The organism is Bacillus sp. LJBS06 (genome assembly GCF_016924995.1).
Taxonomy (GTDB): domain Bacteria; phylum Bacillota; class Bacilli; order Bacillales; family Bacillaceae; genus Bacillus; species Bacillus stercoris.
Genome location: NZ_CP070483.1, coordinates 2,858,614 through 2,879,276, shown reverse-complemented (window position 1 = coordinate 2,879,276; position 20,663 = coordinate 2,858,614). Strand labels below are relative to the sequence as shown.

Annotated in this window: 22 protein-coding genes and 1 other annotated feature; of the genes, 20 read left to right on the top strand and 2 right to left on the bottom strand. The window is 44.2% G+C overall.

The features are described from left to right. Nucleotides 1-156: 156 nt before the first annotated feature. From JQX68_RS14660 to thrS, 9 genes are all read left to right on the top strand, one after another. A complete protein-coding gene (locus tag JQX68_RS14660; RefSeq protein WP_003229458.1) occupies nt 157-537 on the top strand; it encodes a winged helix-turn-helix transcriptional regulator in 381 nt (126 codons plus the stop codon). A gap of 203 nt (nt 538-740) precedes the next feature. After that, nucleotides 741-1,763, top strand: coding sequence for a glyceraldehyde-3-phosphate dehydrogenase (locus JQX68_RS14655; RefSeq protein ID WP_040082168.1), 1,023 nt, complete (start codon nt 741-743; stop codon nt 1,761-1,763). A gap of 238 nt (nt 1,764-2,001) precedes the next feature. Next, nucleotides 2,002-2,382: an adenosylmethionine decarboxylase gene (gene speD / locus JQX68_RS14650; protein WP_003223584.1), complete on the top strand. Its 381-nt coding sequence runs from the start codon at nt 2,002-2,004 to the stop codon at nt 2,380-2,382. A gap of 263 nt (nt 2,383-2,645) precedes the next feature. Further along, nucleotides 2,646-3,104, top strand: a complete 459-nt coding sequence (gene nrdR, locus JQX68_RS14645; RefSeq protein ID WP_040082169.1) for a transcriptional regulator NrdR — start codon at nt 2,646-2,648, stop codon at nt 3,102-3,104. A gap of 114 nt (nt 3,105-3,218) precedes the next feature. After that, complete coding sequence (gene dnaB, locus JQX68_RS14640) at nt 3,219-4,637, top strand: replicative helicase loading/DNA remodeling protein DnaB (protein WP_147772347.1); 1,419 nt, start codon at nt 3,219-3,221, stop codon at nt 4,635-4,637. A 26-nt stretch (nt 4,638-4,663) separates the two neighbouring features. Further along, nucleotides 4,664-5,599, top strand: a complete 936-nt coding sequence (gene dnaI / locus JQX68_RS14635; protein ID WP_147772346.1) for a primosomal protein DnaI — start codon at nt 4,664-4,666, stop codon at nt 5,597-5,599. A gap of 33 nt (nt 5,600-5,632) precedes the next feature. Continuing rightward, complete coding sequence (locus tag JQX68_RS14630; RefSeq protein WP_014664930.1) at nt 5,633-6,274, top strand: TVP38/TMEM64 family protein; 642 nt, start codon at nt 5,633-5,635, stop codon at nt 6,272-6,274. A 78-nt stretch (nt 6,275-6,352) separates the two neighbouring features. Beyond that, nucleotides 6,353-7,198, top strand: a complete 846-nt coding sequence (gene ytxC, locus JQX68_RS14625; protein ID WP_069150044.1) for a putative sporulation protein YtxC — start codon at nt 6,353-6,355, stop codon at nt 7,196-7,198. 395 nt (nt 7,199-7,593) lie between these two features. Further along, the gene (thrS, locus tag JQX68_RS14620) at nt 7,594-9,525 is read left to right on the top strand and encodes a threonine--tRNA ligase (RefSeq protein WP_014480529.1); all 1,932 of its coding nucleotides are present in this window, start codon (nt 7,594-7,596) and stop codon (nt 9,523-9,525) included. 38 nt (nt 9,526-9,563) lie between these two features. Here thrS and JQX68_RS14615 read toward each other — a convergent pair whose 3' ends face one another. After that, nucleotides 9,564-10,346 carry an HAD family hydrolase gene (locus JQX68_RS14615; protein WP_147772345.1) on the bottom strand — a complete coding sequence of 261 codons (783 nt, stop codon included), beginning with the start codon at nt 10,344-10,346 and terminating at the stop codon, nt 9,564-9,566. 166 nt (nt 10,347-10,512) lie between these two features. Between JQX68_RS14615 and lytS the strand changes: the two genes are divergently transcribed. The 8 genes from lytS to JQX68_RS14575 all read left to right on the top strand — a co-directional run bounded on the left by lytS (nt 10,513) and on the right by JQX68_RS14575 (nt 16,132). After that, nucleotides 10,513-12,294 (top strand): two-component system sensor histidine kinase LytS, encoded by a 1,782-nt coding sequence (lytS, locus tag JQX68_RS14610; RefSeq protein WP_147772344.1) that lies wholly within the window; start codon nt 10,513-10,515, stop codon nt 12,292-12,294. Next, complete coding sequence (gene lytT / locus JQX68_RS14605) at nt 12,272-12,997, top strand: two-component system response regulator LytT (RefSeq protein WP_014664926.1); 726 nt, start codon at nt 12,272-12,274, stop codon at nt 12,995-12,997. The genes lytS and lytT overlap by 23 nt, the downstream gene beginning before the upstream one ends. A gap of 133 nt (nt 12,998-13,130) precedes the next feature. Next, nucleotides 13,131-13,571 (top strand): antiholin-like murein hydrolase modulator LrgA, encoded by a 441-nt coding sequence (gene lrgA / locus JQX68_RS14600; protein ID WP_069150039.1) that lies wholly within the window; start codon nt 13,131-13,133, stop codon nt 13,569-13,571. A gap of 20 nt (nt 13,572-13,591) precedes the next feature. Next, nucleotides 13,592-14,287: an antiholin-like protein LrgB gene (gene lrgB / locus JQX68_RS14595; protein WP_003229482.1), complete on the top strand. Its 696-nt coding sequence runs from the start codon at nt 13,592-13,594 to the stop codon at nt 14,285-14,287. Nucleotides 14,288-14,492: 205 nt separating this feature from the next. Next, nucleotides 14,493-14,623: a sequence feature (ribosomal protein L20 leader region), on the top strand. A 58-nt stretch (nt 14,624-14,681) separates the two neighbouring features. After that, the gene (gene infC / locus JQX68_RS14590; protein WP_010886591.1) at nt 14,682-15,203 is read left to right on the top strand and encodes a translation initiation factor IF-3; all 522 of its coding nucleotides are present in this window, start codon (nt 14,682-14,684) and stop codon (nt 15,201-15,203) included. A gap of 12 nt (nt 15,204-15,215) precedes the next feature. Continuing rightward, nucleotides 15,216-15,416, top strand: coding sequence for a 50S ribosomal protein L35 (gene rpmI / locus JQX68_RS14585; RefSeq protein ID WP_003222418.1), 201 nt, complete (start codon nt 15,216-15,218; stop codon nt 15,414-15,416). Between the two features lie 31 nt (nt 15,417-15,447). Then, nucleotides 15,448-15,807 (top strand): 50S ribosomal protein L20, encoded by a 360-nt coding sequence (gene rplT, locus JQX68_RS14580; RefSeq protein WP_014114727.1) that lies wholly within the window; start codon nt 15,448-15,450, stop codon nt 15,805-15,807. A gap of 55 nt (nt 15,808-15,862) precedes the next feature. Further along, complete coding sequence (locus tag JQX68_RS14575; RefSeq protein ID WP_014664923.1) at nt 15,863-16,132, top strand: DUF1294 domain-containing protein; 270 nt, start codon at nt 15,863-15,865, stop codon at nt 16,130-16,132. Between the two features lie 16 nt (nt 16,133-16,148). Here JQX68_RS14575 and ysdB read toward each other — a convergent pair whose 3' ends face one another. Further along, on the bottom strand, nt 16,149-16,541 hold the full coding sequence (gene ysdB, locus JQX68_RS14570) for a sigma W pathway protein YsdB (RefSeq protein ID WP_003229493.1): 393 nt from the start codon (nt 16,539-16,541) through the stop codon (nt 16,149-16,151). Nucleotides 16,542-16,724: 183 nt separating this feature from the next. Here ysdB and JQX68_RS14565 point away from each other — a divergent pair, with 183 nt between their 5' ends. From JQX68_RS14565 to araA, 3 genes are all read left to right on the top strand, one after another. Further along, complete coding sequence (locus JQX68_RS14565) at nt 16,725-17,810, top strand: M42 family metallopeptidase (RefSeq protein WP_014664922.1); 1,086 nt, start codon at nt 16,725-16,727, stop codon at nt 17,808-17,810. Nucleotides 17,811-18,006: 196 nt separating this feature from the next. Further along, entirely contained in the window at nt 18,007-18,978 is a 972-nt protein-coding gene (gene abnA / locus JQX68_RS14560) for an arabinan endo-1,5-alpha-L-arabinosidase AbnA (RefSeq protein ID WP_040082185.1), read from the top strand. 181 nt (nt 18,979-19,159) lie between these two features. Further along, nucleotides 19,160-20,650 carry an L-arabinose isomerase gene (gene araA, locus JQX68_RS14555; RefSeq protein WP_069150037.1) on the top strand — a complete coding sequence of 497 codons (1,491 nt, stop codon included), beginning with the start codon at nt 19,160-19,162 and terminating at the stop codon, nt 20,648-20,650. The last annotated feature ends 13 nt before the right edge of the window (nt 20,651-20,663 follow it).

Below are 20,663 nucleotides of genomic sequence, written 5' to 3'. Positions count from 1 at the left end.
TATGATTGAAATTCTGCTGAGTAAGCTATATAAATAAAAAAGAGCAGATTCAAATCAGCCGGCAAATGTGATTATGAAACATATCATTAGGAAAGAAAAGTACGTACTTTTAAGTGCTATAGTCACTTTTTGGTGCCTGTAAGGAGAATGGATTGTATGGAGAAGAAAAAATATAACATTTCTGTTGAAGCGACTCTCGAAGTGATTGGCGGGAAGTGGAAATGCGTGATTCTATGCCATCTGACGCACGGAAAAAAACGCACGAGTGAATTAAAGCGCCTGATGCCCAACATCACGCAAAAGATGCTGACCCAGCAGCTGCGTGAGCTGGAAGCGGACGGTGTCATTAACCGGATCGTTTATAATCAGGTTCCTCCAAAAGTGGAATACGAGCTCAGCGAATACGGCCGCAGCTTAGAAGGGATTTTAGATATGCTGTGTGCTTGGGGAGCGAATCATATTAACAGAGTGTACGGAGATACTTTTTCTGTGTTAGAAGAAAGTGTGCTCAATGATAAGTTGAAACAGGAATCATAAGTATGAAGGCAGTCAGTGCAGAGCGCTGGCTGCTTTTTGGCTTTACGCCTGATATTTTGTGCAAGAAAACATATGATGTATCATAAATTAGCGTTATAATCGTTGATTTTTATCAATATGTACTGGCGAATTCGTTTTAATGTGTTATACTAATTTTAGATAGTAACATATTAGGATGGCATAATTGATAAGGGGTGTCCAACATGAAGGTAAAAGTAGCGATCAACGGGTTTGGAAGAATCGGAAGAATGGTTTTCAGAAAAGCGATGTTAGACGATCAAATTCAAATAGTGGCCATTAACGCCAGCTATTCCGCAGAAACGCTGGCTCATTTAATAAAGTATGACACAATTCACGGCAGATACGATAAAGAGGTTGTGGCTGGTGAAGACAGCCTGATCGTAAATGGAAAGAAAGTGCTTTTGTTAAACAGCCGTGATCCAAAACAGCTGCCTTGGCGGGAATATGATATTGACATAGTCGTCGAAGCAACAGGGAAGTTTAATTCAAAAGATAAAGCGATGGGCCATATAGAAGCGGGCGCAAAAAAAGTCATTTTGACTGCGCCGGGAAAAAATGAAGACGTTACCATTGTGATGGGGGTAAATGAAGACCAATTCGACGCTGAGCGCCATGTGATTATTTCAAATGCGTCATGCACGACAAACTGCCTTGCGCCTGTTGTAAAAGTGCTGGATGAAGAGTTTGGCATTGAGAGCGGGCTGATGACTACAGTTCATGCGTATACGAATGACCAAAAAAATATTGATAACCCGCACAAAGATTTGCGCCGGGCGCGGGCTTGCGGTGAATCCATCATTCCGACGACAACAGGAGCGGCAAAGGCGCTTTCGCTTGTGCTGCCACATCTGAAAGGAAAGCTTCACGGCCTCGCCTTGCGTGTCCCTGTTCCGAACGTCTCATTGGTTGATCTCGTAGTTGATCTGAAAACAGATGTTACGGCTGAAGACGTAAACGAGGCATTTAAACGCGCTGCCAAAACGTCGATGTACGGTGTACTTGATTATTCAGATGAACCGCTTGTATCGACTGATTATAATACAAATCCGCATTCAGCGGTCATTGACGGGCTTACAACAATGGTAATGGAAGACAGAAAAGTTAAGGTGCTGGCGTGGTATGACAACGAATGGGGCTACTCCTGCAGAGTTGTTGATTTGATCCGCCATGTAGCGGCACGAATGAAACATCCGTCTGCTGTATAAAATAAGGTCATGGACACATTTTAAAGAAAAAACCCTTAACAGCATATTTCTAAAAAAACGCACCTTGCAAATTAGACTTAAACACAGTATACTATTTTTCGTGAACTTCTTGCTTGAGACTGTTTCGGAATTACTTAAAGGGTTAGGACCTCTCCGGACTAACTTTCCCCCGTGGTAAATGGCCGACCCAGTTGTTGGAATTTCACTTTTTAATTCTTGTTAAGGGGGGTCCATGACTATGGAAACAATGGGGCGTCACGTTATCTCCGAGCTATGGGGATGCGATTTTGATAAGCTGAATGACATGGATTTTATTGAAAAAACGTTTGTAAATGCTGCTCTAAAATCAGGTGCTGAGGTGCGCGAGGTTGCATTTCACAAATTTGCACCGCAAGGCGTAAGCGGAGTTGTGATTATTTCTGAATCACACTTAACGATTCACAGTTTTCCTGAGCACGGATATGCGAGCATTGATGTTTATACTTGTGGAGACTTAGATCCTAATGTTGCTGCTGATTACATCGCAGAAGCATTACATGCTGATACAAGAGAAAACATTGAAATACCGAGAGGAATGGGGCCTGTGCAAATTAAACAGGCGCAAGCAAAAGTACTATAAAGTAAATGCGAACACAAAGGGAGCTGAAGCTAGAAGGCCATTATGCGCTTTTTAGCTTATGCTCCTTTTATTTTTTATAAAGAAACGAGAGTGTCAGCTTTTTCTTTTTTCATTTTTTTTGTAAAATAAGAAGGAGATTTTCACAAACCACCTAATGCTATAGAAACATATTGAACAACGGCTCTCCCGACAGATGCTGTCACAAAAGGCGGAGGCTGCCGAAAATACATTGCAGGGAACGATATAGTTGGGAGCTGATTTTATTGAAATGTCCTTCATGCCAGCATAACGGAACGCGAGTCCTTGATTCACGGCCTGTAGATGACGGAAAATCGATTCGCCGAAGACGCGAGTGTGAATCCTGCCACTACCGGTTTACGACCTTTGAGAAAGTGGAGGAAACCCCGCTCATCGTTGTGAAAAAAGAAGGTGTGCGTGAGGAGTTCAGCAGAGAAAAAATGCTGCGCGGCCTCATAAAAGCATGCGAAAAAAGGCCTGTTTCACTCAAAACGCTTGAAGACATGTGCTTTGATATTGAAAAAGAACTTCGCAATCAAGGCTGCTCTGAGGTGAAGAGTGAGTTCGTCGGAGAAATGGTCATGGACCGGCTGGCTAAGATTGATGAAGTTGCATATGTGCGGTTCGCGTCCGTCTATCGGCAGTTTAAAGATATAAACGTCTTTATCGACGAATTAAAAGACTTAATAAAGAAAGAGCGTTAAAAGAGCTAAGAGGATTCTTCTAGCTCTTTTCTCATGTGCAAAATTGGCATTTGATAGATATAAGAAACGGTGTAAAATGAAAGGTAGAAACAAATTCGGAAGGTTTGAGAATGTATGGCTGACTATTGGAAAGATGTACTGCCTGTAGACCCGTATGTGGTTAAAAGCAGATCGATGCTGCAGGATATTGACAGACAAATTATTACACAACTGTACCAGCCCTTAATCGGCCCTGTTGCATTCTCTCTTTATATGACATTGTGGGGAGAGCTTGAACAAAACCGTCTGTGGGGCGGAGAGTCCACACATAGACAGCTGATGGGGATGACACAGTCCAACTTAAAAACGATCCATCAGGAACAGGGGAAGCTCGAGGGCATCGGATTACTGAAAGTATATATGAAAGAATCCGAGCGGCAGGAGCGCCTCTTTATATATGAACTCCTTCCGCCGCTCAGGCCAAATGAATTTTTTGAAGACGGCATGCTGAATGTTTTTCTGTACAACAGGGTCGGAAAGACGAAATATCAGCAATTAAAACAATTTTTTACGCACCCGGCCATTTCAGAAGATGCGAAGGACATTACGCGGCCGTTTAATCACGCGTTTGAATCGCTGCAGCCGAGTGAATGGAAGCTCACATCTGATATGGAGGAAACGGTAAGACTTGCCGAGGGGAACGAGTATACTTCTGTCGGACAGGCTCCGTCCTACACCGTAACGGAGGATGTGTTTGATTTTGATTTGTTTTTAGCGGGACTTTCTGAGACGATGATTCCGAGAAAAGCGATGACCCAGCAGGTGCGGGACACAATCAAAAAGCTTTCTTATCTGTACGGAATTGACCCATTGCAGATGCAAAATGTCGTGATGAGCGCAATTGATGAGCATGATGTCATTACGACGGAGGCATTAAGAAAAGCGGCCAGCGACTGGTATCAAATCGAAAGAAACGGACAGCTGCCCGATTTAGTGGAAAAAACACAGCCGGTGCATCTGCGTGAAGGCGAAAAACCGGCAGAAGAGGATTCTCTGGACGGGAAGCTGATCGCATTGCTGGAGACGATTTCTCCGAAGAAGCTTCTGCAGGACATTGCTGACGGAACAGAGCCGTCAAAAGCGGATCTGAAAATCATAGAAGAAATTATGTTCGAACAGAAACTCGAGCCAGGCGTCACAAATGTGTTAATTTATTATGTCATGCTGAAAACCGACATGAAGCTGTCGAAAAACTATATTCAAAAAATCGCGTCGCATTGGGCACGAAAAAAGGTAAAAACGGTCAGGGAAGCGATGAAACTCGCGATAGAAGAGAACCGCCAATACCTTGAATGGGCTGATGGAAAAACAAAGTCTTCGAAACGAAACCAAAAAGTGATTCGCGAAGAAAAGCTTCCTGACTGGATGAAAGAAAAAGAAACAGCGTCCGATTCAGAATCCGGACAGCGGAAGCTGCATCCGCAAGATTTGGAAGAACAGAAGAAAAAGATGATGGAAGAAATGCAAAAACTGAAAAAATACTCTGCCTATTAAAGACAGAGATGCGGGGTGAGGAATAGATGGAACCAATCGGCCGTTCCCTGCAGGGCGTAACCGGCAGGCCGGATTTTCAAAAACGTCTTGAACAAATGAAGGAAAAGGTCATGAAAGATCAAGATGTTCAAGCATTTTTGAAGGAAAACGAAGAAGTGATTGACCAAAAAATGATCGAAAAAAGCTTAAATAAGCTTTATGAATATATCGAACAAAGCAAGAATTGCTCCTATTGTTCGGAAGACGAAAATTGCAACAATTTGTTGGAGGGCTACCATCCGAAGCTTGTTGTCAATGGGCGGTCTATTGATATCGAATATTATGAATGCCCAGTTAAACAGAAGCTCGACCAGCAGAAAAAACAAAAGTCTCTTATGAAAAGCATGTATATCCAGCAGGATCTTCTCGGTGCGACGTTCCAGCAGGTCGATATCAGTGACCCGAGCAGGCTCGCGATGTTCCAGCATGTTACAGATTTTCTGAAAAGCTATAACGAGACGGGAAAAGGCAAAGGACTATATTTATACGGGAAATTCGGGGTGGGAAAAACGTTTATGCTCGCTGCGATTGCCAATGAGCTGGCTGAAAAAGAATATTCATCCATGATTGTCTATGTGCCCGAATTTGTGAGAGAGCTTAAAAATTCCCTGCAAGACCAAACATTAGAAGAGAAGCTCAATATGGTAAAGACCACACCCGTATTGATGCTAGATGACATCGGAGCTGAATCAATGACAAGCTGGGTAAGGGATGAAGTCATCGGAACAGTGCTTCAACACAGAATGTCCCAGCAGCTGCCTACTTTCTTTTCTTCTAATTTCTCACCTGACGAGCTGAAGCATCATTTTACGTATTCGCAAAGGGGAGAAAAGGAAGAAGTAAAAGCGGCTAGATTAATGGAGCGGATATTATATTTGGCTGCTCCGATCCGCCTTGACGGAGAAAACCGCCGCCATCCGTAACTGCTGCGGTTCAAAGGGGAAGGAACTGAGGGTATGAAACGAAAAACCGCTTTTAAATGGCTGGCAGTGCTGGCAGGTGCAGGTTTAATCTTTTGGGGAAATAAAAGATATTTGAATGTATCGCCGAAAGAGATCAGGGTATGGGTATTGTCGTTCGGTGTTTTTGCTCCGCTGATGTTTATCGGGATATCCATCGTCAGGCCGCTCGTTTTATTTCCGGTGTCTGTTATTTCAATAGCGGGCGGACTTGCGTTTGGTCCGCTTCTCGGCACGTTTTATACGTTAGTCGGTTCAATGTGTGCTTCAGCTGTTTCGTTTTTTGCGGCCGGTTTGTTTGCGGCGAAAAAGAACGGCTATTATGAAAAGCTTGAAGCCATCCAGAAGCAAATGGAGGATAACGGATTTTTCTATATCTTCCTTTTAAGAATCCTGCCGATCAATTTTGATTTCGTCAGCTATGCTGCAGGCCTTTCCAATGTCAAAGCGATGCCGTATTTTGCGGCGACGGCTGTGGGAATCATCCCTGGGACCATTGCGCTGAATGTTCTGGGAGCGAGCTTTTTGTCTGGTAATCTGCCAGCTTTCTTTCTTGTTCTCGCTCTGTATATCGTGTTTATTTCGCTGCCATTAATCTTCAGAAAGAAAATGCAAAACTTGTTCCAGGAATCAAATTAAGATTTGCCAGTGACCTTTACGTCTATTTTAAAAACATCCCCCATATACTTGTAACAGATGCCGTAAGGGGGGACAAACATGCTTGAAATAATCTTTGAAGATGACCATGATGCAGCCGCTTTTTTACATCTCATTCAGCATTCGGACGATCGGAACAATATCATTGTCCGTGAAGGCATACGAAAAATCGGGATTAAAAAAGCGAAGCGGGCTTTCTCTATTCAACGTTTTATGGAGCCGATTCTGGTCAAATTTTTTTTGGAATGCAAAGAAGACGAGCATATGCTGTCATTGATTGAGGAAACATATTGTTTCACTGACCAGGATGAACAGCAGCAAATTCTTCAGCTCGCACACAGTATTATTGAAGGTGAAGCAGACGATCTTCAGTTTGAGCCGCTGAAGCTTTCACGGAAACAATCTATTTTGGATGAACTCCAAACGATCTGTTTAGAGGAAGGCGTATTTTACATTCGCTCCTTTCAGACCTTCCGGCTTGGATCATACTATAAGCAGCTGAGAGATATTACAGAAGCAGCGATTGATGAATATAAGATGGAACAGGAATATCAAAACTTTATTCAAACACTCAGAGACTATGTAAACGCCAAACAGCCGCGTATCAAAAAAGTGCATATTGTCCATGATGGTTCCTTTACATTATGGGAGCTGCGCTATGTGCCGGAACGGGAAAAAATGAAATACATAGACAGGCGGTTTGTCCGGGATCATCCTATGTATATTGATTCTCATTTGCTCGCGCCTCTGATTTCCATTGCGCCTGATGAAGTCGTGCTTTATACCGACCAGCCAGAGCACATGATGGCAAGGACCATTCAAAACGTGTTTCAAGAAAGAGTGGAAATGCTTCCGCTGCACGCTTTTTCAGATGCAGAAACAACGGTGAAGCAATCGGAAGGATAAGGGCCGGCAGCCTGTATATATAAGGCTGTCGGTTTAAAAAAAGGAAACGCGGCCGTGTTGATTTTTTGGATTGAACAATTTATAATACATAGGAGATTAAGAAAGACACACGTATTGATAAGGACACGAAGGAATGATACCGGCTCAAAGAGAGGGAAGCCCCGGCTGCAAGCTTCCCAGCTAAGGACCATTCGCTTTACCGCCTTTGAACTTCAGCTGTGAACCCCTTGAAAAGGAACAGTAATGGCTGACGGGAACTCCCGTTACAGAGCTTAGAGCCGCAGGTGCCGTATTGGCTTTGCGGAAAAAAGGGTGGAACCACGATTCCGTTTATTCAACCTCGTCCCTTTCATAGGGGGCGGGGTTTTTTATATGCAAAAAAAGGAGTGACAAAGATGTCAGATATGGTAAAAATCACATTTCCTGATGGAGCAGTCAAGGAGTTTGCGAAAGGAACAACAACAGAAGATATCGCGGCATCCATCAGTCCGGGTTTAAAGAAAAAATCATTAGCCGGAAAACTGAACGGAAAAGAAATCGATTTGAGAACGCCGATCAATGAAGACGGTACAGTGGAAATCATTACAGAAGGCTCGGAAGAAGGTCTTCAAATTATGCGTCATAGTACGGCTCACTTACTGGCTCAAGCGATTAAACGCATCTACAAGGATGTTAAATTCGGCGTCGGTCCGGTCATCGAAAACGGTTTTTACTACGATGTAGAAATGGACGAAGCGATTACACCGGAGGATCTGCCGAAAATCGAGAAAGAAATGAAAAAAATCGTCAATGCGAACCTTCCGATCGTTCGAAAAGAAGTCAGCCGTGAAGAAGCGAAAGCCCGTTTTGCGGAAATCGGTGATGACCTGAAGCTTGAACTATTGGATGCGATTCCTGAAGGAGAAACCGTTTCGATCTATGAGCAAGGCGAATTCTTTGACCTGTGCCGCGGCGTCCACGTTCCTTCAACTGGGAAAATCAAAGAATTTAAGCTGTTAAGCCTTGCAGGCGCATACTGGCGCGGTGACAGCAAAAACCAAATGCTTCAGCGCGTATATGGTACAGCTTTCTTCAAAAAGGCTGATCTTGAAGAGCATCTTCGTATGCTAGAAGAAGCGAAAGAACGCGATCACAGAAAGCTCGGCAAAGAATTAAAGCTGTTTGCGAACTCTCAGAAAGTCGGACAAGGCCTGCCGCTTTGGCTGCCAAAGGGCGCAACAATCCGCCGCGTCATCGAGCGCTACATTGTCGATAAAGAAATCAGCCTCGGCTATGAGCATGTGTATACACCTGTGCTCGGCAGCAAAGAGCTGTATGAAACATCAGGACATTGGGACCATTATCAGGAAGGCATGTTCCCTCCGATGGAAATGGACAATGAAACACTTGTATTGCGTCCGATGAACTGCCCGCACCATATGATGATTTACAAACAAGACATTCACAGCTACCGCGAGCTTCCGATTCGGATTGCGGAGCTGGGAACGATGCACCGCTATGAAATGTCAGGTGCGCTGTCAGGGCTTCAACGCGTACGCGGAATGACGTTAAACGATGCACACATCTTTGTGCGCCCGGATCAAATTAAGGATGAGTTTATCCGTACAGTCCGTTTAATCCAGGATGTATATGAGGATTTCGGTTTAAGTGATTACACATTCCGTCTGTCTTACCGCGATCCGGAAGATACAGAGAAATATTTTGATGACGATGAAATGTGGAACAAAGCGCAATCCATGCTGAAAGAGGCAATGGACGAAATCGGCCATGACTATTATGAAGCAGAAGGTGAAGCGGCATTCTACGGCCCTAAACTTGATGTTCAAGTAAAAACTGCAATCGGCAAAGAAGAAACATTGTCTACGGTTCAGCTTGATTTCTTATTGCCGGAACGTTTCGATCTGACATACATCGGTGAAGACGGCAAGCAGCACCGTCCGGTTGTCATTCACAGAGGCGTCGTCTCAACAATGGAACGTTTTGTCGCCTTCTTAATCGAAGAACACAAAGGCGCACTGCCGACATGGCTTGCACCGGTTCAGTTCCAAGTCATCCCGGTTTCTCCGGCTGTGCATTTAGACTACGCGAAAAAGGTACAGGAACGCCTGCAGCGTGAAGGCCTGCGTGTTGAGGTCGACAGCCGTGATGAAAAAATCGGCTACAAAATCCGTGAAGCACAAATGCAAAAAATCCCGTACATGCTGGTGGTCGGTGACCAAGAAGCAGAAAACGGGGCGGTAAACGTGCGGAAATACGGTGAACAGAACTCTGAAACGATTTCTCTTGATGAGTTTGTCAAAAAGGCAGTAGCTGAAGCGAAAAAATAAAATAAAAAGCATGATCTCATTGAAGAGATCATGCTTTTTTATTTCTCTAATATAGGAAACAAATCATGAAGGCTGCTGATGATGTAATCAGGCGATACGTCAGTTTCGTTTTTCTTATCCGTCCGGTTGATCCAAACGGTTTTGATTCCGGCTCTTGAAGCGCCTAAAATATCAGTATTCAAATTATCGCCGACCATGATGGCATCGTCTTCTTCAATATTCATCAGCTTAAGGCAATGTTCAAAAATGGAAACATCCGGTTTGCCCTTGCCGAATGCGCCAGAGATGACAATTTCATTGAAGTAAGGGGCGAGCTCAGGTACGCCGGCAAGCTTCTCCTTTTGCAGACTCGGATCGCCATTTGTCAAAAGCAATAATTCATACTTGCCTTTTAATTGATCGAGTACAGCAAATGTTTCATCATATACAAACGGGCGTTTTCTGCGCTCTGCCGCAAAAAACTCTCCCAAGTATTCGCCATATGCAGGATCATCGATCCCAAGCGCTTTAAGTCCGTTTGTCCACGCATTTCTTCTGTACTCCGGTACAATCTTGTTCAACTTTTGAAAGCCCTCACTGATAGGCTCTGAGAAATTGGACCACAGCCCTTCAAACGGGTTAATGCCGATCATCACTGTATATGGATACGTCTCATATGACATGTACAATTCTCTCGCCGCTTCGCGAACAGCTGCTTCGAATTCCTCAGGGTCAAGGCCATATTTTTTCCCCGCCTGTAAGCAAGTTTCTGCAAATGTTGTTCTGACGCTTTTTTCGTCCCAAAGTAGTGTATCATCTAAATCAAAAAATACGGCTTTCATGATCTTCTCCTCTGCTTCAGATTCAAATCTTTCTGCCAAAAGGCTCATGTTTTATTTTACAATAGATAAAAGCCTTGTGAAATATGTTTTCAGATGATTTTAAAAAAACAGTCAGCCGCAAAACGAAAACATGCTAGAATGAAAACGGAAAGAACAGGTGACATGAATGATTCATTTGATGATTATGATGCTCGAGAGGGTAGGGATTATTGTTATATTAGGGTTCATTCTCGCCCATACGAAACTTTTCAGACAAGCTCTTCAGAATCAGGACGGCTATAAAGGAAAAGCGGTTTTGATTTCTATTTTTTCTCTTTTCAGCATCATCAGTAATTATACAGGTATCGAAATTCAAAGAAATATGATCGTAAATAATGACTGGGTGCTTACGATAGATCCATCGGGCTCTATCGCGAATACCCGTATTTTGGGTGTGGAAATCGGAGGCCTTCTCGGAGGTCCGTTTGTAGGGACTGGAATTGGCATACTGGCGGGCCTGCATCGTCTTTCACTCGGTGGCAGCACGGCCTTAAGCTGTGCCGTGTCATCCATTTTAGCGGGTGTTCTTGCAGGCTTGATCGGCAGGTATTTTACGAAGCGATATCGAATGCCGACACCGCGTATCGCCGCTCTTGTGGGAATCGGCATGGAGTCCCTGCAAATGCTCATTATTTTGCTGATGGCAAAGCCGTTCAGTGGCGCTTGGGAGCTTGTCAGCATGATCGGGATTCCGATGATCCTAATCAATGGTACAGGCAGTTTTATTTTTCTGTCGATTATTCAAGCAATCATTCGCAAGGAAGAGCAGGCGAGGGCTCTCGAAACGCATCGAGTGCTGACGATTGCTGATCAGACACTTCCATTTTTTCGCCAAGGATTAAATGAAAACTCCTGTAAAAGTGTGGCGGCTATTATCCATAAGCTGACTGGAACAGATGCGGTGTCTCTCACTGATAAAGAAAAGATCCTTGCGCATGTCGGCGCGGGCATGGATCACCACATTCCATCAAAAAGCTTGATCACCGGCCTGTCTAAAAAGGTAATTAAAACAGGGCATATCATGAAGGCGATTTCGAAGGAAGAGATTGAATGCACGCATGCTGAATGCCCTTTGCACGCCGCAATTGTCCTGCCGCTGACATCGAACGGCAACACAATCGGCACCTTAAAAATGTATTTTAAAAGCCCGGCAGGCCTTAGCCAGGTAGAGGAGGAGCTTGCTGAGGGGCTGGCCATGCTGTTTTCGACACAGCTTGAGCTTGGGGAAGCAGAGCTGCAAAGCAAGCTTCTCAAGGATGCTGAAATCAAGGCGCTTCAAGCACAGGTGAATCCGCATTTTTTATTTAATGCGATCAACACGATTTCTGCGCTCTGCCGCACAGATGTTGAAAAAACCCGCAAGCTTCTATTGCAGCTCAGTGTTTATTTTCGTTCAAACCTTCAAGGAGCGAGACAGCTGCTGATCCCGCTCTCAAAGGAGCTGAACCATCTTAACGCCTATTTGTCATTAGAACAGGCGCGTTTTCCCGGGAAATATAAAATTGAGCTCAATATCGACAGCAGACTGGAGCAGATTGAAATCCCTCCGTTTGTTTTGCAGGTGCTAGTCGAGAACGCGCTTCGGCACGCGTTTCCGAAAAAACAAGACATGTGCAAGGTTACAGTCTGTGTCATATCTGATAATGCGTCCGTCTATATGAAGGTGACGGATAACGGACGCGGAATACCGGCGGACGTCCTGCAGGAACTGGGGAAGAAGCCATTTCCGTCTAAGGAGGGAACCGGTACAGCGCTTTATAACCTAAATCAACGGCTGATCGGTTTATTCGGACAGCAGGCTGCACTGCATATCAGCAGTGAGGTTCATAAAGGGACAGAGGTTTCCTTTCAAGTGCCAATGCAACAGATGAAAGAGGGAGAAGAACATGCTCAGGGTGTTAATAGTTGATGATGAGATGCTGGCAAGGGATGAACTGGCGTACTTGCTCAAGCGGACCAATGAGGAAATGGAAATCAATGAAGCGGAAAATATCGAATCCGCATTTGACCAAATGATGGATCAAAAACCTGATTTGCTGTTTTTAGACGTTGATTTATCTGGAGAAAACGGTTTTGATATCGCAAAGCGATTGAAGAAAATGAAGCATCCTCCTGCTGTTGTGTTCGCGACAGCGTATGACCAGTATGCGCTCAAAGCGTTTGAGGTAGATGCTCTTGATTATTTAACCAAACCTTTCGATGAGGAAAGAATTCAGCAAACGCTGAAAAAATATAAAAAAGTCAATCGGGATATTGTCGAAACAGATCAAAACAGCCATGCCGGGCAGCATAAGCTCGCGCTATCTGTGGGAGAATCGATTGTGATCGTGGATACGAAGGACATTATCTATGCCGGAACAGAGGATGGCCATGTTAATGTAAAAACCTTCGATCATTCTTATACGGTCAGCGAGACGCTTGTTGTGATAGAGAAAAAGCTTCCGGATTCTGATTTTATCCGCGTCCATCGGAGCTTCGTCGTCAATACCGAATATATTAAAGAAATTCAGCCATGGTTTAATTCAACGTATAATCTGATCATGAAAGACGGATCGAAAATACCGGTCAGCCGGACATATGCGAAAGAATTGAAAAAGCTGCTCCATATTTGATGGGCGGCTTTTTGCATTTCAGCCATTTGATTCTGCAACTCAGGCCCGCTATTCGGCATGTTATCTTGTAAGCGCTTCATAATGGGAGATTCTTATTTATAATGAGGGTACCAAAGAGAAAGAGGTGAAGAAAATGAGTGCTAAAAAAGTGTACGGGTTTTTAACACAAGCATTTATTTTTGCCGTCATTATGCTGGTTTCGAATATGATTGCCGCTATTGTCCCAATACCTATCCCCGCATCGGTTGTAGGGTTGGTCTTATTATTTCTCCTATTATGTTTGAAAGTCATTAAACTGGAACAAGTGGAAACGCTCGGAACGTCTTTAACCTCTCTGATCGGATTTTTATTTGTTCCGTCAGGTATATCTGTTATGAATTCGCTTGGTGTGATGCAGCAATACGGCCTGCAAATTGTTCTTGTCATTCTGCTCGCAACGATTATTTTGCTGGGGGCTACGGGATTGTTTTCTCAGCTGATTCTTTCGCTGGGCGGAAATCGCAAAACTGCAGCGGACATGAAAACAAAAACAGTGCAAAGCCCGCAGAACAATAACGAACTTGTTCACCATTAAGGAAACAGGAGGTTCATCACATGGAAAGCACAATGAGTCCTTATTTTGGGATTGTCGTATCACTTGCTGCATTCGGCATCGGCACCTTTTTATTTAAGAAAACAAAAGGCTTCTTCCTTTTCACTCCTTTGTTTGTTGCCATGGTGCTTGGGATCGCATTTTTAAAAATCGGCGGTTTTTCCTACGCAGACTATAATAACGGAGGAGAAATCATTAAGTTTTTCCTGGAACCGGCAACGATTGCTTTTGCCATTCCTTTGTACAAACAAAGAGATAAGCTTAAAAAATACTGGTGGCAAATCATGGCCTCCATTATTGCCGGGTCTATCTGCTCTGTCACGATTGTTTATTTGCTCGCAAAAGGCATTCATCTCGATTCGGCCGTAATGAAAAGCATGCTTCCGCAGGCGGCTACAACGGCAATTGCGCTTCCTTTATCAAAAGGCATCGGGGGCATCAGCGACATCACAGCCTTTGCGGTCATCTTTAACGCTGTCATCGTATATGCGCTCGGAGCATTGTTCTTGAAGGTGTTTAAAGTAAAGAATCCGATTTCTAAAGGATTGGCTCTCGGAACATCCGGACATGCACTTGGTGTAGCGGTCGGGATTGAGATGGGAGAAGTTGAAGCTGCGATGGCGAGTATTGCGGTTGTCGTAGTAGGAGTGGTAACGGTTCTGGTCATTCCTGTGTTCGTGCAGTTGATCGGAGGTTAAGCCAAGGCATTCAGCCCTGGCTTTTTTCGTTTATGGTGCGTGGGTGAGCGGTTCAGAAACTTCACATTCTGGTTGAGGATGAAAGATTTTCTTTTTCTCTCTTGCGCTCATAGAAAACCCATGTTACAATGTAAAAGTTGTTCCGGATAAGTCGTCCTTGACTAAAGATCCGGTATTGTGTAGAATAGTTATTGAATTGAATATAAATCACAAGCAGAAGCACCCGCTTCTCACCTGATTGACACATGCATGTAGTTGGCAGGTTGACCGTACATTTTTATTGATACAGATGTTCGTAGTGTGGGTGTTTTATAATGCCCACACTTTTTGTTTGCCTGCAGAATGCAGTCAAAATGAGTTGTGAATCAATTCGAAGAAACTATGGAGGTGGCTCATTATTAGCAAAGATCAATTGGTTAATGAGGGTATCCGTGCACGTGAGGTCCGTTTAATCGGACAAAATGGCGACCAGCTTGGCATCAAGTCCCGTCAGGAAGCACTTGAAATCGCCGGCCGCGCAAATCTTGACCTTGTGTTAGTTGCAGCGAATGCAAAACCGCCTGTCTGCCGAATCATGGACTACGGTAAGTTCCGATTTGAGCAACAGAAAAAGGAAAAAGAAGCACGCAAGAATCAAAAAATCATTAACTTAAAAGAAGTTCGGTTAAGTCCGACAATCGATGAGCATGACTTTAACACGAAATTGCGCAATGCGATTAAATTCCTTGAAAAAGGCGATAAAGTGAAAGCTTCTATCCGCTTTAAAGGACGCGCAATCACTCATAAAGAAATCGGTCAGCGTGTGTTAGACCGTTTTTCTGAAGCATGTGCTGAGGTTGCGACTGTCGAAACAAAACCAAAAATGGACGGCCGCAGCATGTTCTTAATGCTCGCGCCGAAAAACGAAAAGCAATAAGGAGGAAATCCCATGCCAAAAATGAAAACTCACCGCGGATCTGCTAAACGTTTTAAAAAGACAGGTTCTGGGAAGTTAAAACGTTCTCACGCGTATACAAGTCACTTATTCGCTAACAAATCTCAAAAGCAAAAGCGTAAGCTTCGCAAGAGTGCTGTTGTAAGTGCAGGAGACTTCAAACGTATCAAACAAATGCTTGCTAACATCAAGTAATCGGATAAGGAACAATTAGGAGGGAAATTTAATGCCAAGAGTAAAAGGCGGAACTGTTGCGCGTAAGCGTCGTAAAAAGGTTCTTAAATTAGCAAAAGGTTATTTCGGTTCAAAACATACATTATACAAAGTAGCTAACCAGCAGGTCATGAAATCTGGAAACTATGCTTTCCGTGACCGTCGTCAGAAAAAACGTGATTTCCGTAAACTTTGGATCACTCGTATCAACGCAGCTGCTCGCATGAACGGCCTTTCTTACAGCCGTTTAATGCACGGTCTTAAGCTTTCTGGTATCGAAGTAAACCGTAAAATGCTTGCTGATCTTGCTGTAAACGATCTTACTGCATTCAATCAGCTTGCTGATGCTGCCAAAGCTCAATTAAACAAGTAATCATATAGAGCCGCTCTCCAGCAGAGCGGCTTTTTTATATAAAGGATGAGGCGACATGGTTATTGCAGTCTATTTGGTGTTGATGAATCTGTGCGGTTTTTGGGTGATGGGCGTTGACAAACGAAAAGCGCAGCAGCACAAATGGAGAATTTCTGAAGACCGGCTGTGGCTGATAGCCATCGTGTTTGGAGCGCTCGGTATCTGGCTTGGCATGCAAACCTTCAGACATAAAACGAAACACGCTTCTTTTAAGTACGGAGTACCGCTTCTTCTGGTAATAGAAGCGATTCTCATCGGTATTTACTACAGTCCGTTTGATTTATAAAAAGCAGAAAAGCGTTTTAACGCTCTTCTGCTTTTTTTGCAAGTTTAATGGGCTGGTCCCAGTCAATTTTACAATTTGGATATCGTTCCAGCACTTTTTCTTCAATGTTCTCAAAATCTTTTGCAGAGAAATGCTTCAGCTTCTCAGGAGATTCTGTCCAGACAAAGATGGTGTGGATAAACAGAGGATGATCCTTGGAAGGAATATGCTTTTCTCCTTCAAAAAGCACGCCTTTATACGTCAGCTGAAAGTTCTTTCGGGTATTGTTCTGTTCATCGATAATATAAAAATGTTCTTTTGATTGGGCCAGCTTAAGCCTTCTCTTTGGATTCGCGACATATTTGACCACGGCATAAATACAATAAGCAAAAAGTGCAAGCAAAATAATCCTTAGAACCATGACAAACATTGTGTGAAGGCACCTCCCTTATTGTGATGATCTGATGTAATACGAAGAGCATAGAAAAAAGTTTCACTTTTTCTAAAAGAAAGTTCTAAAAACATATACCCGATTTTCAAGTGAAATAGTCGTATGGTTAGCGCCATGTTTTGTATAATAAGAATGCAGGACTGATGAAGGAGGGTTTGGAACATGGAAAAATTAGATAAAACATTGACCATGCTGAAAGATTTAACAGATGCAAAAGGCATACCGGGCAATGAAAGAGAAGTAAGGCAAGTGATGAAATCATACATAGAACCATTTGCTGATGAGGTGACAACAGATCGCCTGGGCAGTTTAATTGCTAAAAAAACTGGTGCAGAAAACGGCCCGAAAATTATGATCGCCGGACATTTGGATGAAGTCGGCTTTATGGTGACACAAATCACAGATAAAGGCTTTATCCGTTTTCAAACCGTTGGCGGCTGGTGGGCTCAGGTTATGCTTGCCCAGCGCGTCACCATCGTCACAAAAAAAGGAGAAATCACAGGGGTTATCGGATCTAAGCCGCCTCATATTTTGTCTCCTGAAGCAAGAAAAAAATCAGTGGAAATAAAAGATATGTTTATTGATATCGGAGCTTCAAGCCGGGAAGAAGCCTTGGAGTGGGGCGTGCTCCCGGGAGATATGATTGTTCCGCATTTTGAATTTACGGTTATGAACAATGAAAAATTCCTGCTCGCAAAGGCTTGGGACAATCGCATCGGCTGTGCGATTGCAATTGATGTATTAAGAAACTTACAAAACACTGATCATCCAAACATTGTGTATGGCGTCGGAACCGTGCAGGAGGAAGTCGGCCTGAGGGGAGCGAAAACGGCTGCACACACCATACAGCCTGATATTGCGTTTGGGGTCGATGTAGGAATCGCAGGAGACACGCCTGGCATTTCCGAGAAGGAAGCGCAAAGCAAAATGGGTAAAGGCCCGCAGATTATCGTTTACGATGCATCTATGGTCTCTCACAAAGGTTTGCGCGATGCAGTTGTCGCTACCGCGGAAGAAGCAGGCATTCCGTACCAGTTTGATTCGATTGCCGGCGGCGGAACTGATTCGGGAGCCATCCATTTGACGGCAAATGGCGTTCCTGCGCTGTCCATTACCATTGCAACGCGCTACATTCATACGCACGCAGCCATGCTCCATCGTGATGATTATGAAAACGCCGTTAAGTTAATTACAGAAGTCATTAAGAAGCTAGATCGTAAAACGGTTGATGAAATTACGTACCAATAAAGATACGGAGGAATCCGCCTCAACAGGCGGATTCTATTTTTTTGTCTGTACAAATTACAGCGGAGTGACTACAATAAAGAGGATACCGAAAATGTCCTGAACATGAAGATCTACGATACCCAGCTCATTTGAAAGGAAGGGAGGGTAAACAATCTATTTTGTAAGCGCTTTCTAATTTAAGGGAGGATGAACAAAATTGAAAACAAAAAAAACATGGAAACGTTTCTTTCACTTTTCGAGTGCCGCTCTGGCTGCAGGTTTGTTATTCACTTCCGCTGCTCCCGCAGAGGCCGCGTTTTGGGGTGCATCCAATGAGCTGCTTCATGACCCGACTATGATTAAAGAGGGGAGCTCATGGTATGCGCTCGGCACAGGGCTTACGGAAGAACGGGGACTGCGGGTGTTGAAGTCTTCAGACGCTAAAAATTGGACCGTACAAAAATCTATTTTCAGCACACCGCTATCGTGGTGGTCCAATTATGTGCCGAATTACGAGCCAAACCAATGGGCGCCGGACATCCAATACTATAACGGAAAGTACTGGCTGTATTATTCTGTTTCTTCTTTTGGAAGCAATACATCTGCCATTGGCCTGGCATCTTCCACAAGCATCAGTTCGGGGAGTTGGAAGGACGAGGGCTTGGTGATTCGTTCGACAAGCTCAAATAATTATAACGCCATTGATCCGGAGCTGACATTCGACAAGGATGGCAACCCATGGCTCGCGTTCGGCTCGTTTTGGACGGGCATTAAGCTGACCAAGCTTGATAAGAATACGATGAAGCCTACAGGCTCGCTCTATTCGATTGCAGCCAGACCGAATAATGGCGGTGCGCTGGAAGCCCCTACTCTTACGTATCAAAATGGTTACTACTATTTAATGGTTTCATTTGATAAATGCTGTGCCGGCGTAAACAGTACGTACAAAATTGCTTACGGAAGATCTAAAAACATTACAGGACCTTATCTTGATAAAAGCGGAAAAAGCATGCTCGAAGGCGGAGGCACCATTTTGGATTCGGGCAATGACCAGTGGAAAGGACCTGGAGGCCAGGATATTGTAAATGGAAACATTCTTGTTCGCCATGCCTATGATGCCAATAACAACGGCATTCCGAAGCTTCTTATCAATGATTTGAATTGGAGCTCGGGCTGGCCGTCCTATTGAATCAAAAAGCCGGGGGCAGAGCCCGGCTTTTTTTAAAAGAAAAGATTGACAGTGTAATAGTCAATTACTATAATGAAATTGTTCGTACAAATTATTATTTATAGGTTTGTTTTCTATCATTAGTACGTATCTTTTTCTTGTGTTTGAAAGCGTTTTATTTTATGAGAAAGGGGCAGTTTACATGCTTCAGACAAAGGATTATGAATTCTGGTTTGTGACAGGAAGCCAGCACCTATACGGGGAAGAGACGCTGGAACTGGTGGATCAGCATGCGAAAAACATTTGTGAGGGGCTCAGCGGGGTTTCTTCCAGATATAAAATGGTTCATAAGCCCGTCGTCACTTCACCGGAAACGATTAGAGAGCTGTTAAGAGAAGCGGAGTACAGTGAGACGTGCGCTGGCATCATTACATGGATGCACACATTTTCCCCTGCAAAAATGTGGATAGAAGGCCTTTCCTCTTATCAAAAACCGCTTTTGCATTTGCATACCCAATATAATCGCGATATTCCGTGGGGTACGATTGACATGGATTTTATGAACAGCAACCAATCCGCGCATGGCGATCGAGAGTACGGTTACATCAACTCGCGAATGGGGCTTAGCCGAAAAGTCATTGCCGGCTATTGGGATGATGAAGAAGTGAAAAAAGAAATGTCCCAGTGGATGGATACGGCGGCTGCATTAAATGAAAGCAGACATATTAAGGTTGCCAGATTTGGAGATAACATGCGTCATGTCGCGGTAACAGACGGAGACAAGGTCGGGGCGCATATTCAATTTGGCTGGCAGGTTGACGGATATGGAATCGGAGATCTTGTTGAGGTGATGAATCGCATTACGGACGACGAGGTTGACACGCTTTATGCGGAATATGACAGATTATATGTGATCAGCGAGGAAACAAAACGTGACGAGGCAAAGGTAGCGTCCATTAAAGAGCAGGCGAAAATTGAACTTGGCTTAACCGCTTTTCTTGAACAAGGCGGATATACAGCGTTTACGACATCGTTTGAAGTGCTGCACGGAATGAAACAGCTGCCGGGACTTGCCGTTCAGCGCCTGATGGAGAAAGGCTACGGTTTCGCCGGTGAAGGGGATTGGAAGACAGCGGCCCTTGTACGGATGATGAAAATCATGGCCAAAGGAAAAAGAACTTCCTTCATGGAAGATTACACGTACCATTTTGAACCGGGAAATGAAATGATTCTGGGCTCTCACATGCTTGAAGTGTGTCCGACTGTCGCTTTGGATCAGCCGAAAATCGAGGTTCACCCGCTTTCGATCGGCGGCAAGGAGGACCCTGCGCGTTTTGTATTTAACGGCATCAGCGGTTCGGCCATTCAAGCCAGCATTGTTGATATTGGCGGGCGTTTCCGCCTTGTGCTGAATGAAGTCAACGGCCAGGAAATTGAAAAAGACATGCCGAATCTGCCGGTGGCCCGAGTTCTCTGGAAGCCGGAGCCGTCATTGAAAACAGCAGCGGAGGCATGGATTTTAGCCGGCGGTGCACACCACACCTGCCTGTCTTATGAACTGACAGCTGAGCAAATGCTTGATTGGGCGGAAATGGCGGGGATCGAAAGTGTTCTCATTTCCCGTGATACGACAATTCATAAACTGAAACACGAGTTAAAATGGAACGAGGCGCTTTACCGGCTTCAAAAGTAGAGGGGGATGTCAC

Excerpts from the sequence above, each read along its gene's own strand:
- JQX68_RS14660 (WP_003229458.1), top strand. The coding sequence starts at position 157 with ATGGAGAAGAAAAAATATAACATTTCTGTTGAAGCGACTCTCGAAGTG.
- JQX68_RS14655 (WP_040082168.1), top strand. The coding sequence starts at position 741 with ATGAAGGTAAAAGTAGCGATCAACGGGTTTGGAAGAATCGGAAGAATG.
- speD (WP_003223584.1), top strand. The coding sequence starts at position 2,002 with ATGGAAACAATGGGGCGTCACGTTATCTCCGAGCTATGGGGATGCGAT.
- dnaB (WP_147772347.1), top strand. The coding sequence starts at position 3,219 with ATGGCTGACTATTGGAAAGATGTACTGCCTGTAGACCCGTATGTGGTT.
- dnaI (WP_147772346.1), top strand. The coding sequence starts at position 4,664 with ATGGAACCAATCGGCCGTTCCCTGCAGGGCGTAACCGGCAGGCCGGAT.
- JQX68_RS14630 (WP_014664930.1), top strand. The coding sequence starts at position 5,633 with ATGAAACGAAAAACCGCTTTTAAATGGCTGGCAGTGCTGGCAGGTGCA.
- ytxC (WP_069150044.1), top strand. The coding sequence starts at position 6,353 with ATGCTTGAAATAATCTTTGAAGATGACCATGATGCAGCCGCTTTTTTA.
- thrS (WP_014480529.1), top strand. The coding sequence starts at position 7,594 with ATGTCAGATATGGTAAAAATCACATTTCCTGATGGAGCAGTCAAGGAG.
- JQX68_RS14615 (WP_147772345.1), bottom strand. The coding sequence starts at position 10,346 with ATGAAAGCCGTATTTTTTGATTTAGATGATACACTACTTTGGGACGAA.
- lytS (WP_147772344.1), top strand. The coding sequence starts at position 10,513 with ATGATTCATTTGATGATTATGATGCTCGAGAGGGTAGGGATTATTGTT.
- lytT (WP_014664926.1), top strand. The coding sequence starts at position 12,272 with ATGCTCAGGGTGTTAATAGTTGATGATGAGATGCTGGCAAGGGATGAA.
- lrgA (WP_069150039.1), top strand. The coding sequence starts at position 13,131 with ATGAGTGCTAAAAAAGTGTACGGGTTTTTAACACAAGCATTTATTTTT.
- lrgB (WP_003229482.1), top strand. The coding sequence starts at position 13,592 with ATGGAAAGCACAATGAGTCCTTATTTTGGGATTGTCGTATCACTTGCT.
- rpmI (WP_003222418.1), top strand. The coding sequence starts at position 15,216 with ATGCCAAAAATGAAAACTCACCGCGGATCTGCTAAACGTTTTAAAAAG.
- rplT (WP_014114727.1), top strand. The coding sequence starts at position 15,448 with ATGCCAAGAGTAAAAGGCGGAACTGTTGCGCGTAAGCGTCGTAAAAAG.
- JQX68_RS14575 (WP_014664923.1), top strand. The coding sequence starts at position 15,863 with ATGGTTATTGCAGTCTATTTGGTGTTGATGAATCTGTGCGGTTTTTGG.
- ysdB (WP_003229493.1), bottom strand. The coding sequence starts at position 16,541 with ATGTTTGTCATGGTTCTAAGGATTATTTTGCTTGCACTTTTTGCTTAT.
- JQX68_RS14565 (WP_014664922.1), top strand. The coding sequence starts at position 16,725 with ATGGAAAAATTAGATAAAACATTGACCATGCTGAAAGATTTAACAGAT.
- araA (WP_069150037.1), top strand. The coding sequence starts at position 19,160 with ATGCTTCAGACAAAGGATTATGAATTCTGGTTTGTGACAGGAAGCCAG.